Annotated in this window: 19 protein-coding genes; 15 read left to right on the top strand and 4 right to left on the bottom strand. The window is 35.8% G+C overall.

Annotated elements, in window-relative coordinates:
- The first annotated feature begins 435 nt into the window (after positions 1-435).
- The 5 genes from G3O09_RS04635 to G3O09_RS04615 all read left to right on the top strand — a co-directional run bounded on the left by G3O09_RS04635 (position 436) and on the right by G3O09_RS04615 (position 3,281).
- Positions 436-678 carry a helix-turn-helix domain-containing protein gene (locus G3O09_RS04635; RefSeq protein ID WP_163100326.1) on the top strand — a complete coding sequence of 81 codons (243 nt, stop codon included), beginning with the start codon at positions 436-438 and terminating at the stop codon, positions 676-678.
- 75 nt (positions 679-753) lie between these two features.
- A complete protein-coding gene (locus tag G3O09_RS04630) occupies positions 754-1,089 on the top strand; it encodes an ArsR/SmtB family transcription factor (RefSeq protein ID WP_420850330.1) in 336 nt (111 codons plus the stop codon).
- 18 nt (positions 1,090-1,107) lie between these two features.
- Positions 1,108-2,406 (top strand): arsenic transporter, encoded by a 1,299-nt coding sequence (locus tag G3O09_RS04625; protein WP_163100325.1) that lies wholly within the window; start codon positions 1,108-1,110, stop codon positions 2,404-2,406.
- Between the two features lie 15 nt (positions 2,407-2,421).
- Positions 2,422-2,841, top strand: a complete 420-nt coding sequence (gene arsC, locus G3O09_RS04620; RefSeq protein WP_163100324.1) for an arsenate reductase (thioredoxin) — start codon at positions 2,422-2,424, stop codon at positions 2,839-2,841.
- A gap of 11 nt (positions 2,842-2,852) precedes the next feature.
- Positions 2,853-3,281 (top strand): protein-tyrosine phosphatase family protein, encoded by a 429-nt coding sequence (locus G3O09_RS04615; protein ID WP_163100323.1) that lies wholly within the window; start codon positions 2,853-2,855, stop codon positions 3,279-3,281.
- Positions 3,282-3,588: 307 nt separating this feature from the next.
- On the opposite strand, the gene G3O09_RS04610 is transcribed toward G3O09_RS04615, so the two are convergent.
- Positions 3,589-4,416: an undecaprenyl-diphosphate phosphatase gene (locus G3O09_RS04610; protein ID WP_275898300.1), complete on the bottom strand. Its 828-nt coding sequence runs from the start codon at positions 4,414-4,416 to the stop codon at positions 3,589-3,591.
- Between the two features lie 208 nt (positions 4,417-4,624).
- Between G3O09_RS04610 and G3O09_RS04605 the strand changes: the two genes are divergently transcribed.
- From G3O09_RS04605 to G3O09_RS04595, 3 genes are read left to right on the top strand one after another with little or no spacing between them, the layout of a single operon-like run.
- A complete protein-coding gene (locus G3O09_RS04605; RefSeq protein WP_163100321.1) occupies positions 4,625-6,130 on the top strand; it encodes a spore germination protein in 1,506 nt (501 codons plus the stop codon).
- Positions 6,123-7,214, top strand: coding sequence for a GerAB/ArcD/ProY family transporter (locus G3O09_RS04600; RefSeq protein ID WP_163100320.1), 1,092 nt, complete (start codon positions 6,123-6,125; stop codon positions 7,212-7,214). Before G3O09_RS04605 ends, G3O09_RS04600 begins: the two co-directional genes overlap by 8 nt.
- Entirely contained in the window at positions 7,211-8,326 is a 1,116-nt protein-coding gene (locus G3O09_RS04595) for a Ger(x)C family spore germination protein (RefSeq protein ID WP_163100319.1), read from the top strand. Before G3O09_RS04600 ends, G3O09_RS04595 begins: the two co-directional genes overlap by 4 nt.
- Positions 8,327-8,366: 40 nt before the next feature.
- On the opposite strand, the gene G3O09_RS04590 is transcribed toward G3O09_RS04595, so the two are convergent.
- Entirely contained in the window at positions 8,367-8,660 is a 294-nt protein-coding gene (locus G3O09_RS04590) for a hypothetical protein (protein WP_163100318.1), read from the bottom strand.
- A 171-nt stretch (positions 8,661-8,831) separates the two neighbouring features.
- Between G3O09_RS04590 and G3O09_RS04585 the strand changes: the two genes are divergently transcribed.
- Positions 8,832-9,008, top strand: a complete 177-nt coding sequence (locus G3O09_RS04585) for a hypothetical protein (protein ID WP_163100317.1) — start codon at positions 8,832-8,834, stop codon at positions 9,006-9,008.
- A gap of 206 nt (positions 9,009-9,214) precedes the next feature.
- On the opposite strand, the gene G3O09_RS04580 is transcribed toward G3O09_RS04585, so the two are convergent.
- The gene (locus tag G3O09_RS04580; protein ID WP_163100316.1) at positions 9,215-9,541 is read right to left on the bottom strand and encodes a YnfA family protein; all 327 of its coding nucleotides are present in this window, start codon (positions 9,539-9,541) and stop codon (positions 9,215-9,217) included.
- A gap of 146 nt (positions 9,542-9,687) precedes the next feature.
- On the opposite strand from G3O09_RS04580, the gene G3O09_RS04575 reads away from it, so the two are divergent.
- The 6 genes from G3O09_RS04575 (at position 9,688) to G3O09_RS04550 (ending at position 14,651) form a co-directional block, all read left to right on the top strand.
- Entirely contained in the window at positions 9,688-10,056 is a 369-nt protein-coding gene (locus G3O09_RS04575; RefSeq protein ID WP_163100315.1) for an ArsR/SmtB family transcription factor, read from the top strand.
- The gene (locus G3O09_RS04570) at positions 10,049-12,160 is read left to right on the top strand and encodes a heavy metal translocating P-type ATPase (RefSeq protein ID WP_163100314.1); all 2,112 of its coding nucleotides are present in this window, start codon (positions 10,049-10,051) and stop codon (positions 12,158-12,160) included. The genes G3O09_RS04575 and G3O09_RS04570 overlap by 8 nt, the downstream gene beginning before the upstream one ends.
- A 268-nt stretch (positions 12,161-12,428) precedes the next feature.
- Positions 12,429-13,043 carry a class I SAM-dependent methyltransferase gene (locus G3O09_RS04565; protein WP_163100313.1) on the top strand — a complete coding sequence of 205 codons (615 nt, stop codon included), beginning with the start codon at positions 12,429-12,431 and terminating at the stop codon, positions 13,041-13,043.
- A gap of 185 nt (positions 13,044-13,228) precedes the next feature.
- Positions 13,229-13,768, top strand: a complete 540-nt coding sequence (locus tag G3O09_RS04560) for a DUF3231 family protein (protein ID WP_163100312.1) — start codon at positions 13,229-13,231, stop codon at positions 13,766-13,768.
- Positions 13,769-13,869: 101 nt separating this feature from the next.
- Complete coding sequence (locus G3O09_RS22405; RefSeq protein ID WP_240338337.1) at positions 13,870-14,097, top strand: N-acetyltransferase; 228 nt, start codon at positions 13,870-13,872, stop codon at positions 14,095-14,097.
- A 149-nt stretch (positions 14,098-14,246) separates the two neighbouring features.
- Positions 14,247-14,651, top strand: coding sequence for a (deoxy)nucleoside triphosphate pyrophosphohydrolase (locus G3O09_RS04550; protein ID WP_163100311.1), 405 nt, complete (start codon positions 14,247-14,249; stop codon positions 14,649-14,651).
- Here the strand turns inward: G3O09_RS04550 and G3O09_RS04545 are convergent.
- A complete protein-coding gene (locus tag G3O09_RS04545; RefSeq protein ID WP_476742323.1) occupies positions 14,628-17,780 on the bottom strand; it encodes a DUF3427 domain-containing protein in 3,153 nt (1,050 codons plus the stop codon). The two genes, G3O09_RS04550 and G3O09_RS04545, sit on opposite strands and share 24 nt — an antisense overlap.
- Positions 17,781-17,806 lie beyond the last annotated feature (26 nt).

Here is a 17,806-nt window from a genome sequence, read left to right as displayed (position 1 = left end):
TAGGCATCTTTTTTTGTTTGAATTTATATTGCCTTTTATAGCGGGAAGAACTGTGAAAAGGTCATCAAAAAGTCTATTTCAATGAAAAATTGAGGATTTCTTTCATCATTATGCCCAGGAGCTTAGTAAATGGATCTGCTCAACCATTCAAAATCCAAATTCAATGGAACATCGTATAAATACAAACGAAACCTCAAAAATACATTCGAAAACCCAAAAATACATTCGAAAACACAAAAATACAATCGAATCTATTAATCACTATAATAAACTAAGTCAAAATAACTTCACCTCAGCAGGGCCCTTACTAGGGTACCATGCCTCTAATCCATCCAAATATTTATTACTCCTTTTACAAATATTAATATCGAATTAATAATCCCTTCACATAATCCGTTTATCATATAACTAACAATATATTTGAGGTGGATGGCGATGTTAAAGAAACCATGCAAAGAATACGGTGCGTTTATCCAGCTTGAGAGAGAACGCAAAAAACTTACTCGTGAGAAATTCTCTGTTCTGATTAGGACTAATTTATATATGGTGGACCGCTTAGAAAAGGGAGAGGTATATCCGACGGATTCCTTAATAGAAAACTTATCAAAGGTACTGGATATTCCTTTTCAAGTGTTAAAGACTATTATCTGGAGTGAACCTACTCAAAGGGATAGATAACATTTTAGTTTGAATATATAAGCAAATCATTATATAATGATTTGCGAAATAGGGGGTGACATCGTGGACGTGAAAATGACGGTTGATATTCAAGATGCGTCTCAAGTATTGAAATTGCTTAGCGATAAGACTCGTTTGACGATGATGAAAATGTTAGCAAGTAATGATTGCTGTGTGTGTGAATTTGTAGAGATTTTTAAAACAAGTCAGCCTGCGATTAGCCAACATCTTCGTAAACTTCGTGATGCGGGCCTGGTCAAAGAAAATCGCAGAGGGCAATGGATTTTCTATGCCATTAACAAAGACCATGAACATTACCCGTTTGTATCGAATTTATTGGGACAACTAACGGATCAGAATCATTTATTGACGGAGTTGGAAGTCCAAGGTTTACGCATTTCTTGTGAGTAAAGGGGAGCATAGGAGTACATGACTTCTGTAATTTTGGCATCACTGATTTTTCTTATTACAATAGTCCTCGTTATCTGGCAGCCAAAAGGGCTTTCGATTGGATGGTCAGCCATGGGGGGAGCAGTTCTATCATTAATAGCTAGAGTTGTTGATTTCGGTGACGTATTGGATGTGACATCTATTGTATGGAATGCAACGTTAACGTTTATCGCAATTATTATTATCTCATTAATTCTAGATGAAATTGGATTTTTTGAATGGTCGGCTCTACATATGGCGAGGGCAGCAAAAGGAAAAGGCATAGGCATGTTCATTTATGTAGCATTTTTAGGAGCGATCGTTTCCGCATTTTTTTCCAATGATGGTGCAGCCTTGATCTTAACACCGATCGTTCTTGCGATGGTTCGGAATTTAAAATTTGAAGAGAAAATGGTCTTTCCGTTTATCATGGCAAGTGGATTCATCGCAGATACAACTTCATTGCCATTAATAGTTAGTAACTTGGTCAACATCGTTTCTGCCGGTTATTTCAACATTGGCTTTATCGAGTATGCATCAAGGATGATTGTTCCGAATTTGTTTTCTCTAGGTGCCAGCATCCTGGTGCTTTATTTGTTTTTCAGAAAAAGCATTCCAAAGGATTATAAGCTTTCAAATCTAAAGGAACCAGCTGAAGCCATAAAAGATCATAAAATGTTTAGGTTGTCTTGGGGAGTATTAGCTATCCTGTTAGCAGGTTATTTTATTAGTGAACTATTAAAGATTCCGGTTTCATTAGTAGCTGGGATCGTTGCAATTTTCTTTTTATTCATGGCTAGAAAAAGTTCAGCAGTTCATACGAGACAAGTAATAAAAGGTGCCCCATGGGCAGTCGTATTTTTCTCCGTCGGAATGTATGTTGTAGTATATGGATTAAGAAATGCAGGTCTAACATCGGTTCTATCAGACTTAATTCAAGTGACTGCAGACCAAGGTTTGTTCGCTGCCACTATTGGCATGGGATTTATAGCAGCAATTTTATCCTCCGTTATGAATAATATGCCGACTGTCATGATAGATGCATTGGCGATTGCAGATACGGACACTACTGCATTAGTAAGAGAAGCGCTTGTCTATGCAAATGTGATTGGTTCAGACCTAGGACCGAAAATCACTCCAATTGGCTCTCTTGCCACTTTGTTATGGCTTCACGTTTTAAGCTTAAAAGGTGTAAAAATCTCATGGGGCACTTATTTTAAAACTGGTATCATTTTAACGATTCCTACTTTATTTATCACACTGGTTGGTCTATATATTTGGTTGCTTATTATTTCATAAAAAGGGGAGTTCAATTTGGCAAAAAAAACGATATACTTTTTATGTACAGGGAATTCTTGCAGAAGCCAAATGGCTGAGGGATGGGCAAAAAAACATCTAAGTGACGAGTGGTACATAAAGAGCGCTGGTCTTGAGGCTCACGGTTTAAATCCTAATGCAGTAAAGGTAATGAATGAAGCGGGTATTGATATCTCAAATCAAACATCAGATACCATTGATCCAGAAATTCTAAATCATGCAGATTTAGTCGTGACATTATGTGGACATGCAGCAGACCATTGCCCTGTTACACCACCTAATGTTAAAAGAGAGCATTGGGGCTTTGATGATCCTGCGAAGGCGGAAGGTACAGAAGAAGAGAAATGGGCATTCTTCCAACGTGTACGCGATGAAATCGGAGAAAGAATCGAGCGCTTCGCAAAAACTGGAAAATAAGGAGAAAAACAATGACTAATAAAAATTATCAAGAGCTAATTAAAGACAGAATCTTTATAGGCGGCGTGAATGACGTTGAAGATGTGCTAGAAAATGAAAAGGTAGATACAGTATTTGATTTGAGAGCTGAAGCACCTAAGAACGATGTGACGTACAATCGTTATCATGTTCCAATTGTTGATGATGCGGACCAGCAAGAAGAATCGGTGAAAAAAGCCATTAATGAAGTGATGGATGCATACAAAAGTGGTAAAAAGATTTATTTCCACTGTGGGGGTGGGGGTAACAGGGCTGGTACGGTTGCAATTGGTACGCTTTTATCTTTAGGACAAGCTGCTTCAGTTGATGAAGCAGAAGAAATGGCTAAAGCTATTCGTCCAAGAATAAAAGTGAAACCAGAGTTAAAAGAGGCTTTGCAAAAGATATTTCCCAATAAATAAAAGAACTGTTAAAGAGCAACGAAATATATATTCGTTGCTCTCAGATTGTCGACAAAAGGTATCGAGAGTACGCTCTCTCGATACCTTTTGTCATTTTTGATATATATGGTAGGCGAAAAGGTTGATTTCCGCTCCTGGCGCTTGCTTTCCGGGGGGCGTTCGCCCTTCGCTGCAATCAACGCCTCTAGTTCTTAGTTAACTTCTTTTATTTTCCTAAAAAAACCATTTGCTAGGTTTAAGGTTTAATTGTAAGAATATCAAAAAAAATCGTGCCAGTAATCAGTACACTGGCACGATTTTTTTTCACTTACATAACGAACACTACATAAATCAATGCAGCCAATACAAGTCTGTAAATCGCGAACGGGACAAGCTTGATTCGGTTGATTAGCTTCAAGAAGAATTTAATCGATAAAAGTGCAAAGACGAACGCACTAATGAATCCTGCGATGAAGAATGGTAGTGCATCAATTGTGAAGTACTCCCAGTTCTTTAGGAGGGAAAGTCCACTAGCGCCAGCCATGATTGGAACAGCCATAATGAAGGTAAAGTCAGAAGCCGCTCTGTGGTTCAAGCCTAGCAAGACCCCACCCGAAATGGTAGACCCCGATCTTGAAAACCCAGGCCAAAGAGCTAAACATTGAAATAGACCAATCGCAATAGCCTGTTTATAGGAAATGCCATCCACACTTTCCACTTTTGCTTGCTTAGGTCTTAACCAATCTGCGACTATCATCAAAATGGCACCAACAACTAATCCGATTAAAACCGTATTAATTGAGAATAGATGCTCATCAATGTAATCATCAAACAAAAACCCAAGAACGGTCGCAGGTAATAAACCAACAATCACTTGTGATAATTTTAATGTATTCTTGCGATCTTTCGTTTCACTCTTCTTCAAACCTAGTAATTGCATAAAACGATCTCTGAACACAATGACAACAGCTAATATTGAACCCAATTGAATGACAATCTTGAATGTATTTGCCACTTCAGGAGAGAATATTTCTTTTGATTTAAATAGAAGGTCATCCACGATAATCATATGCCCAGTTGACGAAACTGGAGCGAATTCAGTCAATCCTTCAACAAGCCCTAAAATAAATGCAACAAAAATTTCCCACAAATCAATGTTCCTCCTTACATAAATAAGCTTTCCAATTAATTAACAGCACGAGATTGATTATATCATATAAAAATGAAGAGTTTCTTAAACAACTCTTAAGATTAATTTTGAAAAATGAAGATTCAATGAAATGTTTACTATTACCTACCAAGAAGAATATTTTCTTCCAACTTGTGAAAAAATAGGAGAAATACTTTTTAGGGTGAAGATAAGGATGAAATTCTGGGGAAAAAATGATTCTACAACTGAAAAAACCGAACCATCAATTGAATTAACATCTCATCATTTTCAAAAAAATATAACACGCATTAGAGAGCTCATGAGTGATACAGAAGACCTAATCATAAAAGAGCTTATTTTCAATGGGCAACTATGCTGTTTGATGTATTTAGAAACGATGGTAGAAGAGGAGCAAATAAACGAAAAAATAATAGGACCGATTTTAAAAGAAGTAACTGGCTCCATTGAACAGATTGTAAGTTCCATACAATTATTAAAGGCTTCAGTAATGTTTGAAGTAATTGATGGTTTGATTACAGGACATTGCTTAATTTTAGAGGGAAATAAAGCAGTCATTTATATGGCACCAGTTTCCAAAACAGAAGGTCGTTCAATTGAGGAACCTGTCAATGAAAAAACGATAAAAGGTTCACATGAAGGTTTTACTGAGAGCTTGCAAACAAATTTATATTTAATCAGAAAAAGGATGAAAAACCAACTAATAAAAGTAAAATATTTTACCATAGGGAGTATTTCCAATAGAAGACTTGCCCTAACCTATTTAGATTCACTTACTAATCAGAACATCATTATGGAAATTGAGAAACGAATTTCTAGCATAAAGGTTGATAAGTTAGCATCATCAGGTGCCTTTCAAGAGCTGATAGAGGATAATACATTCTCTCCTTTTCCACAGATTTTATTAACAGAGAGACCTGACAGGGTCACATCTTATCTAAATGAAGGAAAAGTAATTATTGTGGTCGATGGGGACCCAAGGGTGTTAATTCTACCCATCACTTTTTTTGCTTTTTATCAATCACCCGATGACTATGAGAGCAGGTGGATGATAGCATCCTTTTTTAGATTGATTAGGATGATGAGCTTTCTTATAGCTATTAGTTTTCCAGCAATCTATATTGCTATAGTTTCGTTTCATTCTGAGGTCCTTCCTCTTGGAATTCTCTATTCTGTAAAAGTTGGGGTTCAATATGTACCTTTCCCTCCTTTTCTAGAAGCAGTAGTCATGCAGATCATTCTTGAATTACTAAAAGAAGCCTCTATTCGTCTACCATCTTCAGTTGCTCAGACGATTGGGATTGTCGGTGGGTTGGTAATCGGGACAGCTGTTGTACAAGCCAATATTGTTTCCAATACCATGATAGTCGTCATAGGTTTTACAGCTATTGCATCCTTCGTGGTACCTATAGAGGAGATGGGGACGAGTGTAAGATTATTAGGTTTTCCTATGATGGTTGCTGCCGCTTTATTTGGTTTTTTTGGAATCGTATTTACGTATATGGTGATTTTTATTCATCTCAGCAAACTAGAGACCTTTGGGACACCATATTTCGCTCCTTTATCTCCATTAAAATTAAGTGAATTAAAGGATTCCGTAATAAGACTCCCGTTTTGGATGTTTAAAAATAGGCCAACGGATTCAAAGCCGAAATTTGTTAAACAACAATGGAATTCTAGGGTGTGGAAGAAGAATGAATGACAATAAATCCATTTCAAAATTACAGTTATTTTTCTTACTAGTCCAAACTCAAATCGGAATTGGATTATTATCCTTACCGTCCGTTATCCAAAAAACAGCTGATGGTGATGCTTGGATTTCGACCATTTTGGCCGGAATTGGAATCGAAATCATGTTGGTTATTTATTGGTTACTACTAAAAAGATTTCCAAAGTATATCCTTCCAGAGATTACTGTAAAAATCACAGGGAAATTCCTTGGTAGAATGCTCAATATTTTCTATTATATCTATTTCCTCTCAACAGCCGGTTTTGTGGTCATCATAGTTGTTAGGTTAATAAAACTTTGGCTATTACCTGGAACCCCAACTTGGGTTATTTCATTATTACTTATAGTAGCAAGTGTTTATTTAGCAATAGATGATTTGAAGATTATTGCTAGATTCTTTACTTTAGCCACTTCGCTATTAATCCTATTGATTTTATTATCCTTTTTGAATTTTACACAGGAATTAGATATTCGCTATGTGTTACCAATTGGTAAATCAGGTATTAAAAATATCATTCTCGGTTCTAATGATGCCATTATTTCAATGTTAGGTATAGAAATGTTATTGTTCTCCTTCCCTTTTATATTGAATAAAAAAAAGGGGGTTTTTAAAACCTTTACGTTTGCCAGCCTATGTGTAACTACCTTATATACCTATTCTACATTTGTAACTCTACTCAGTTTCAGCCCAGAAATCTTAAAAAATATTAGGGAACCTATCCTGTTTATTTTCAGAGGTTTAGCTTTTAAAGTCATTGATCGTCTAGATTTGGTTTTTGTTTCGATTTGGATTGTTCCAATGACTACCTCAATAGTGGCCTATCTATTTATGGCTAGTAAAAGTATTAGTAAACACAAAAAAACCTATCGGAAAATGGTAATAGTAAATAGCATTGTTATTTTTTTGATTTCACTCATTCCAATAAATGAAAAATTAGTTAATCAATTCAGTAAAATGATTATGTATGGCGCCTACTGTTTTGTTTTTATTTTACCAACCGTTTTATTATTATTTGCCTATATATTAAGAAAAAAAGAAATGGATGAAAATCTATGAAAAGGTTGTCAGTTGGTTTAAATATAGGAGTATTTGTTATTTTGTTAACCGGTTGCTGGGATCAACAAGCATTAGTGGATAAGGCATTAATCGATGCAATAGGTTTAGATCAAGGGAAGGAAGATGAAATTTTTGGAGCAGTCCGCTTCTTACGTTTGAAAAATAAAGGTGGAGGGCAATTTGAGGCTAAGGACGAGCTGTTAGAGGCAGAAGGATCTTCTCTTATTGAACTCTCTCAAAAATTGAATATGATGATGCCTGGTAAAATTGATGCAAATAAAGCATATATCCTTATGATTGGGGAAGAGCTAGCCAAACAAAATATTTATCCAATTATAGATCCTGTATTTCGGAATAAGGGAAGTTTTCTTGGAGCAAAAATAATGGTTACAAAAGGACAAGCCTATAATATTCTTTCTATAGAGCAAGAGGTCAGCCCAATCGCGTTTGATTTATTAGAAATGATTGAGAGTGGAGAAGATGGAAGTGTAATTCCTGATACTAATTTATTTTCAATTTGGTCAAAAATGATTGATCCAGGAAAAGATATGATGATTCCTTATATCGAGAAGGATCCAAAAGACCAATTAAAATTAGCGGGCATAGCTTTATTTAATGGGACTAAATATTCAGGGTCCCATTTAAATCTAAATGAATCCACAATGCTTTTGCTATTAATGGATGAACTAACCACTGCTAATATTATTAGCATAAAAATTCCTAAAAATAATGGAAAGGAAAAATCTGTTAGTAAGGTTGTAGACAAAATAAAAAAACAAACTGATATTAAAGTGGATGATCAAAGTAAGCAAATCACTTATTCAATGGATATTAGAATAAAAGTAAGAATACAAAATTACCCACAAAAATCTATAAAGGAAATTGATATAAAAGATCTAAACAAAAAAATTTCTATTCAATTAACAAAAGATGCAAAAGAGGTTATTGATATCATTCAAGAGGCTAATTCAGACGTTCTGGGAATCGGAAGAGATATTTCTACTAAATATCCTGATCTTTGGAAAGAAATGAATTGGAATGAAGAATATCAGAAAATCAAAATCGAACCGAAGATTAAGGCTGAGATTGTAAATACAGGAACTTTATTTTAGCAAAAATGGCCAATCCACATAGATGGATTGGCCATTTTTATTATGCATGCTTCCATTCCGTAGGTTGTCCTGATTTTGGACAATTCGGGAATGTATCACCTATTTTAAGTTCGATTTGTTCACCATCTTTATCTACATAACCACCTGATTCAGTAACCTCATCACCGGTATTGTGGGTATGGTTTGCATGGCGCCAGGTTGTTTCTTCGCCTGTGACTGGACAAACAGTGAAGGAATCACCTTGTTGGAATTCTTGTTTTGTGCCCGCTGCACAAATATAGCTACCTGATTCTTTGACTGTCTCATTTGTTTTGTGTACATCATGGTGAGTCATATTTATTACCTCCAAATTAGTTTTTTATTTACTTTTTAGTTTCCCTTTCGAGTAGGAGGATAAACATTATTTTTTAAAATATGATGTCAGTTTGCCCTTGTAAGCATAGAATATAAATAAATGTTGCGCTAGGTAAACAAAATTAGTTGTGGTGAAAAGGAGGAGGTAAACATGAATGAAGCAATTGCCGTGATTTTATTGATTATTGCATTCATCTGTCCAATCGCTGGATATAAGATACTAAGAAGAAGGCAAAGTAAAAAATGGTTGTTCATTGGAGTATCATGCATAGTACTGATTCTTGCGATATCTTTAATGTTGATGTTGAACGGTGCTTTTATCATATAAGCTGAAGCGGTGCGATATCGCCGACAGGAACCATGGTACAGTTGGTTCCCTTTTTTTGTTTCCTTACCAATCACGGCCATCAAACATTTTCTAAGTTGCCAGTTTTGCTATTCAAATCATGAAAAAAGGTAATCATAGAAGCTCAATGATGCCCGTTTTCATCAATAACCATAGAAAAAGGTAATCATATGTTCGCAATGATGCCATTAGTTCCTAGGACCCCACAACATAATTGATACTCCAACAATACATACTAAAGCGCCCACCCAATCATAAAAATCAGGTGTTTTTTTATCCACTCCCCAACCCCAAAGAACGGAGAGGACGATGAAGACTCCGCCATATGCTGCATAGACTCGCCCAAATGTAGGGAAGGACTGAAAAGTGGCGATCACTCCATATAAGGCTAAACTTATCCCACCCAGAACTCCGAAATAAAAAGGCTTACCCTCTCGTAACCATTGCCAGATTAAGTAGCCACCGCCAATTTCAGCTATCCCAGCAAAAATAAATAGTAGTAATGTAGAAATCATATAATCCTCCGTGAAAACTAAATTGGTTACATTTTATCATCTTTGTTTATAGAAAATAAAATAAAGGTTGCATCTAAATATTGACGTTCAAACATATACTTGAATATAATTCAATCAAAAGATGGTTTGAATGTGAGGGATAGTCAATGAAGCATCAGGATGTTTGTGAATTGAATTGTATCCATGAGGAGCAAGTGGAAAGGGTTCAGAATAGATTGCATAAGGAAGATACAGCTAACGTTTCTTCCTTATTTAAAGCACTGTCGGATGAGAACCGTCTTAAAATCGCTTATGCACTCACGGTAGAAGAGGAGCTTTGTGTATGTGATGTGGCGACTATCATCAAATCGACTACAGCAACTGCCTCCCATCACCTTAGACTGTTAAAAAATTTAGGTCTTGCGGCTATCCGAAAAGAAGGAAAGCTCGTTTATTATTCTATAAATAATGAGCACTTTAAGAATATCATCCAATTGGCTTTTGAACATCAGCGGGAGGTGATCAACAATGAGTGATGCTAAACCGTTATCAGAGCAAAGTACCATTTACCGTATTCAAGGCTTGTCTTGAGCAGGCTGTGCGAAGACGTTCGAAAAGAACGTGAAGCACCTGGAGGGTGTTTTGGACGCGCAAGTGAATTTTGGAGCTTCGAAAATTACGGTATTTGGGAACACCACCGTTGACGAAATTGAAAAAGCAGGGGCTTTCGAGAAATTACGAATTCTCCCTGAAAAAGCGAAAGATTTAGCAACAAATGAGCCTTTTTTGAAAAGGAATGCCGTTGTATTATTGTCGGCGCTATTATTAACCATTGGCTATGCATTTCAATATTCGTTCGGGGAAGACCATGTTTCTTCCATAGTATTATTTTTATTGACGATACTAACTGGAGGATATTCCTTATTTAAAGCGGGACTAAATAATCTACTTCGTCTTCAATTTGATATGAAATCTTTAATGACTATCGCTATTATTGGTGCGGTGTTTATCGGAGAATGGAGCGAAGGAGCGGTGGTTGTGATTTTGTTCGCTATCAGTGAGGCACTTGAGCGATATTCAATGGACAAAGCGCGCCAGTCAATCCGCTCGTTAATGGACATTGCACCTCAGGAAGCGGTTGTTCGACGCAATGGAGTTGAAACTCCCATACCAGTGGATGAAATTCGAATTGGTGACGTCATGATCGTCAAGCCAGGACAAAAGGTTGCGATGGATGGAAGGGTGGTTAAAGGATCATCTGCGATTAATCAGGCTGCCATAACAGGTGAATCTGTGCCCGTTGAAAAAACCATCGATGATGAAGTGTTTGCAGGAACTCTGAATAGTGAAGGATTATTGGAGGTCATGGTAACGAAACTTGTCTATGACACGGCGATAGCCAAAATTATTCATTTGGTCGAGGAGGCACAGGCAGAACGAGCACCTTCTCAGGCATTTGTGGATCGCTTCGCCAAGTATTATACGCCGGTAATTATGATAATTGCCGCACTTGTGGCGATATATCCTCCGTTATTTTTAAACGGAAATTGGAGCGAATGGATTTATCAAGGTCTTGCAGTATTGGTGGTGGGTTGCCCTTGTGCGCTGGTTGTATCGACTCCTGTATCAATCGTGACAGCCATCGGTAATGCCGCGAGTAACGGCGTTTTAATCAAGGGTGGCATTCATCTTGAAGAAGCAGGTGCATTGAATGCGATCGCCTTTGACAAAACTGGTACTTTAACAAAAGGGATACCCGTTGTGACCGATTACATTGTTCGGAGTGGTGAACCTGACGAACTTCTTGCAATCATCGCTGCTCTGGAATCTCGTTCCCAGCATCCACTAGCTTCAGCCATTATGAAAAAAGCTAAAGAGGATGCCATTCAGTACAAAAATACTGAGGTAGAGGATTTTACATCTATTACGGGTAGAGGAATTCAAGGGAACATCAATGGGGTCACTTATAGGATAGGTAGCCCAAAAATGTTTGACACTGGTGAATATCAAAATGAAATCACCCAGCTTCAAAACCAAGGAAAAACTGTGATGCTTATCGGGGTTAAAAATCAATTGCTGGCTTTAGTAGCTGTCGCTGATGTAGTTCGCGATAGCAGTAGGGAAGTCATTCGTCAATTGCATGAGCTCGGTTTGAAAAAGACGGTTATGCTGACAGGAGACAATCAAGGAACAGCAAATGAAATTGGAAAACAAATCGGAGTTTCGGATATTCAAGCAGAGCTGATGCCAGAGGAAAAGCTATCTTTCATTAAAAAGTTACGAAACCAATATGGGAAAGTTGCCATGGTTGGAGATGGAGTCAATGATGCACCTGCATTGGCATCTGCAACAGTTGGCATTGCAATGGGAGGAGCAGGAACGGACACTGCCCTTGAAACAGCAGATATTGCCCTGATGGGTGACGATTTAAGAAAACTACCTTTTACCATAAAACTAAGTCGAAAAGCACTTTGGATCATCAAACAAAACATTATATTTTCTATAGCCATCAAACTACTTGCACTGATTCTTGTCATCCCAGGTTGGCTTACATTATGGATCGCCATTTTTGCCGATATGGGTGCCACTTTGCTTGTCACGCTTAATAGTTTACGACTATTACGTGTGAAAGAACGCTAGAAAAAAGCCCAAAAGGTCGGAATCTATGACTTTTTGGGCTTTTTTTCTTCTGTAAGGAGAGTAAATTGTGGTCTGGAGTGAGTATTTTATCAAATCTACAATGTTTATTATCAAACCGGACCCATATTTTATCAAATAGAGGACTCTCATTACCAAAAGGGATCATATATTATCAAATTAACGGAATTTGGCTATACCCGTAGCTCAACGAGATATTACCGAATCACCCATACATATTACCGAATTACGAAAAAAGAGGAGAATCTCCATGAACAATTCCTGGAACAAGGTGATTTACAAGATGTGGTCACCTATCTATGATTATTTTTTCAATGCTGGACCGTTTCGAAAGGCAAGGGAGGCCGTTTTTTCGGATATCCCTTTTAAACATGAAGATAAAATCCTATTCGTAGGAGTGGGAACGGGTGTTGATTTATTACAGATTCCATCCAATGAACTTGATATCACCGCGATCGATTACTCCGAAGATATGCTAGAACAAGCCAAAAAGAAATTTCCGAATTCATCTATTAGATTCATACAAATGGACGCACAAAACCTTCAATTTGAAGAACAATCGTTTAATTATGTGGTCGCAAGTTTATTGCTTAGTGTCGTACCCGATTCTGACAGGGCTTTTCAAGAAATGGCTAGGGTAACAAAGGAAGAAGGGAAAATTATAGTGTTTGATAAATTCCTGTCTCCAGGAGAAAGACTATCTTTATCAAAAACAATCATTCGACCCATAATTGGTGTGCTGGGAACGGATATTGGCATCTCCTTTGAAAGATTACTACGTAACTGTGCTTATAAATTACATAAAGTTGAAGACCAACCAGTTTTGTTTAACGGGATGTATAGAAAAATCGTTTTGAAGAAATGAGTGACTTTTATTTATACTTTTTCTTTACAGTGTTGATTTTTAATCGTTGGACTATTAATAGGTTGATGAAATGCAGAATAGGGTTATTTTCACCAAAGTAAACAAAATTTAAACATGTTTAAGCGGATAATTTCTATTTTATGGGGAAAATTATAGGGAATATAACCTATAAAGAGAGTGTTGTTATGAATCCATTTGAAGTTTTGAAAGATGCATTCCTACCATTGTTGGATGGTGAAAAAAAGCCATTACATGTTGGGGAAGTAATGAATCTTTGGTTTTATTTGACTGGTACGGAACAGACGTTAAGAGGCGACCAAATATCCTATAATCTAGTACAAGATGAGGAATTAAAAGAAAAGTTAAAGGATGTCATTGAAAACGTACATCGGCCGATGATTGAAGAACTGAAGGAATTTCTCCGAAAAGAAGGAGTTCCTTTACCAGAAACAACTCCGGAAAAAACGATTGGGGATTATCGCTCTGTTCCTGAGGGAGCAAAAATGACGGATGAAGAAATCGCGAATTTCTTGGCTTATAATTTAGTAGTGGGAATCAATGCAGCAACTCGTGGAATAACTGAAGCTGTGCGGACCGATGTAGGGTATATGTTTATGAAATATCAAATGATGAAAGTTACCTTTGCCTTGACATTAAAGGAATTAATGATTAGAAAGGACTGGATCTTGATCCCTCCCTATTATAACCAAAACCAACTTTTATGACGGTTGGTTTTTTCTATGTTTTAAAGGGTAATTTTTTTACGACAATTCCCATAAAAAGTGGTGAAATTTGGGTAAGTCAATCATTTAGGAGCAATTTCTTTATGAAAAAGTCCGTTTCTATTTTTCTAACATTAGCCTTGAAAGGAGTCCAGCTTCACCAGAATAGAGACTATGAAAAGTCGATAGAATGCATGAATCAAACGGTGATTCCATTCAACAAAGCAGCCATCCGTCTCTACGAAAAATTAGGCTTTGAACCTACAGGTGAAATTTTCAAAGGTCATCATGACGAGCATGTATATCATATGAAGGTGAAGCAAGTGGTGTGATTTGAATGATTGAGTGAAGAAGGGAGTTGCAAATAGCAGCTCCTTTTTCACGTTTTGTATCTATAAAAATAGACCATTCCTAATTTTAGAAAATTGATGGATTTTTTGGTATGATGAGACTCGAGTTTAATAACTGAAGGAGAGTTACTATGAAGAAAACAGTAAGAGTAGTTGGTGCAGTGATAGAAAATGGTAAACAAGAAATATTATGTGCATTGAGATCACCTGAAATGAGTTTGCCTAATCTATGGGAGTATCCTGGTGGTAAGATTGAAGAAGGTGAAAGTCCAGCTCAATGTTTAATTCGTGAAATTAAGGAAGAGTTGGGTTGTACGATTGAAGTTTTTGACTTAGTAGAAAATGTACATCATGAATATGATGCAATTATTGTAAATCTACTTACATATAAAGCGAAAATTGTTGAAGGTATCCCGGAAGCAAAAGAACATGCAGAACTAAAGTGGGTGCCTCTACAAGAATTAGAAAACCTTGAATGGGCACCCGCAGATATTCCAACAAACAACGTCCTATTATCGAATCAGATCAATAAATAAATCTTCAGGTACAGGGTTATGGAGACGCCATTTAACATTCATCGGTTTGTCTCCATGACTGGATACATAATCGACTTCACCAAGGTATGTAAAAGGTAAGGTCATGTCATGCATTTTAACGAACTTTCTTACAAATAAATGAAAATAATATCCTTTTTCTTTATGATGGACAATATTCTGTCCAGTAGGTGATTCATGACTTGTTTTTGTTTGACTTTGCCAATGGAATGTCAATAGATCTATGAAATAATCTTTAAATTTTAAATGTTCTGATATAGATTCTTCTTTATTTAGATTAACAAAAATAAAGTATTCATTTCCAACTCTACTTAAACCATCTTGCCATGATCCTTCAGATGCTGTTGATCCAGATAAGAAAATAATGTCATTTCTTGAGTAATTTTGATAAAGTGTAAGTTTTTCGTTCTTATCTAATAATTTTGATTTAAACGTTCTCCTATATTCGATTATTCCGTACTCTAGTCTTTCTAATAAGTAATCTAAATAATCTCTGTTTGAGATCAATTGCTTAATCTGATGATCTAAAGTAAATGTGTTATCTTCAATTCTTCCAAAAGACCATTTGTTTTTCTTCGAAGGATTAGAGAGCTTTACCATTGATCTTTTAATGAAGCTTTCATGCTGCTCATATGAGACTTTCGTTGTAAATCTTTCTTCTAGTCGATGAAGAATATCAGGAATTGAAACTACAAATTTTTTGAGTGCTAATTCAAGAATGATCATTTCATAAGGCCATTTAATAGGAAATTGTTGTTCTAGCCTTTCAATAATTTCAGTTAGCAATTTGTTTTTTAAGAGATCTTCATCTAAATCATTGGTATCATTCATTTTTTCTTTCGTTTTAATCCATGATTTATATTTATAAATAAAATAAGTAAAGCTTGGAGATTGCTCAGCATATAGGAAGTCCATAATTTCAGGTGACCTTCCTAACTCATTTTTAAATTGATTGTATAAAGATTTCAGCATATCAGAAGAATTCATTTTAATAGAATCTAGTTTTTGAAGGATTTGTCTTTGTGAAATTGGATCTAAATCTACATATGAACCACCAGGTAAATCCGCAAACTCATGCTTAACGGCTACTCTAAGAGAATCTTTATCAAATGCTTTATGATTGATTTGTCCAGACAAAGCTAATGGAACTATAAATGATTTTTGATAGTTACCTATAAAATCTAAGATCGTTACAAATTCTTTTCCTTCAATCTTTCTTAGTCCACGTCCTAATTGTTGGATGAAAATAGTAGAGGATTCAGTTGGACGCAGGAATAAAATTAAATTCACCTTAGGAATATCAATTCCTTCATTGAAGATATTTACTGTAAAGATAATCTCCAGTGAATCATTATGATTTTCTAATCTTGCCATGACTTCTTCTCTATATGAGATACTATGTTCCCCAGTGAGATAGGTCGCATTGATGCCACGTTTATTAAATTCATCACTCATGTATTGGGCATGCTCGATATTCGAACAAAAGCCCAAAGCTATCATACGATCACCATTGTATCCATAAGTGTTTATCATTTCGATGATAAAATCCGTTCTTTCATTCGTGTTCAATGCTTTTACTAATAGGTCTTCATCCAACAAACCATTTCGTAATGGAATCAAATTATAATCTACTGTTTCATCACTTACACCAAAGTAGTGGAAAGGAGCTAATAATTTGGCCTCTAATGCATCTCGTAAGCGGATTTCATAAACAATGTTGTGATCGCATAAAGCTAAAACATTTCTACCATCCATTCTTTCAGGAGTAGCTGTAAGACCAAGTAAGAAATTTGGTGTAAAGTAATTTAGTATTTTTTTATAGGTTGGTGCTTCAGCATGATGAAATTCATCAATGATCATATAGTCAAACTCGTCAGGAGAAAATCGTTCTAAAGTTCCATCCTTATGAAGACTTTGTACTGTACTGAAAATATAGGGATTAGAAAAATCTTTTGAATTACCTGTTATTTTGCCGAATAATTCTGGTTTATTTAATACTGTATTAAAGGTTTCGATCGCATTATCAAGAAGCTCTTCTCTATGAGCTATATATAGAAGTTTTTTTGGTGCGAAAGCTTGAACATCAAAAGCTGCAAGATATGTTTTTCCTGTACCTGTAGCTGCAATGACAACACCTTTTTTATTTCCAAGATCTCGAGTATTTCGCAAATTTTGTAATGCATCAATCTGCATTTCGTTTGGTGTAATTGTTTTAGTTGAATAGTCCAATTTTGATTCAGCTACTAAAGAGGCTGGAGTCTGAGAGATTTGTTTCTTTTGTTCTAAGAACCTTTCATAATTTAAGATGAAATCATCAGTTGGTTCATAAGCTTCAGGGCTATTCCATGTATTTTCAAATACCTTCTTTGCTTCTTCATAAATTGGTAGATAGGAAGTATCAGGAATTTTAACATTTAATTCATGTCCGTTTATTAAGGCGGAATGAGATAGGTTAGATGACCCGATAATTACAGTATTTAAATCTGATGTACGATGGAAGAGATAGGCTTTTGTATGGAATGATTCTTTTTGATTATTAATCACTCTTATTTTTACATTAGAGAATTCTTTTAGCTTTCTTAATGCCTTAGCCTGTGTGATCCCCATGTAGGTAGAAGTAATGATTCGAACTGGTACATTTCTTTCTTCGAGTTCTTTTAAAGTTCGAATGATTAATTGTAAGCCTGACATTCTAGTAAAACTCACCATAAAATCAACTGAATCTGCTGTACGCATTTCAAAGTTTAATGTTTTAAAGAAATTCTTAATCGTATGTTTTTCATTATGTAGTAACGCTAAACGTGATAAATAAAGGTCTTCACTTAATGGAACAGGAGAGATGTTATTGTATGTAACCATTGATAATGGAAGAGAGAATTCCTCTTCATTGTCTGTTAAAACATGAGATAGTTGTTTCGTGAGAGAAATAATTTCTTCATAATTTTCTGCTTCTGCTAGATTTCTAAATTTATCACTTAACTTTTTAGCTGCATGTAAAATCAGTACCTCCACATATTCTTTAGGAGATAGTTTTTTAATAAGCTTTGTTTCGGGATAGTTTTTTGATTCTAGTAATAATTCTTCGTAGAATCCATTAGTATTATTGGACAAGATATTCACCTGCTAGTTTTTTTCTA

The sequence above is a fragment of the Peribacillus alkalitolerans genome (assembly GCF_010882125.1).
Classification (GTDB): Bacteria; Bacillota; Bacilli; order Bacillales; family DSM-1321; genus Bacillus_BN; species Bacillus_BN alkalitolerans.
The sequence above is the reverse complement of the archived record's forward strand: the minus strand, read 5'-3'. Positions and strand labels throughout refer to the sequence as shown.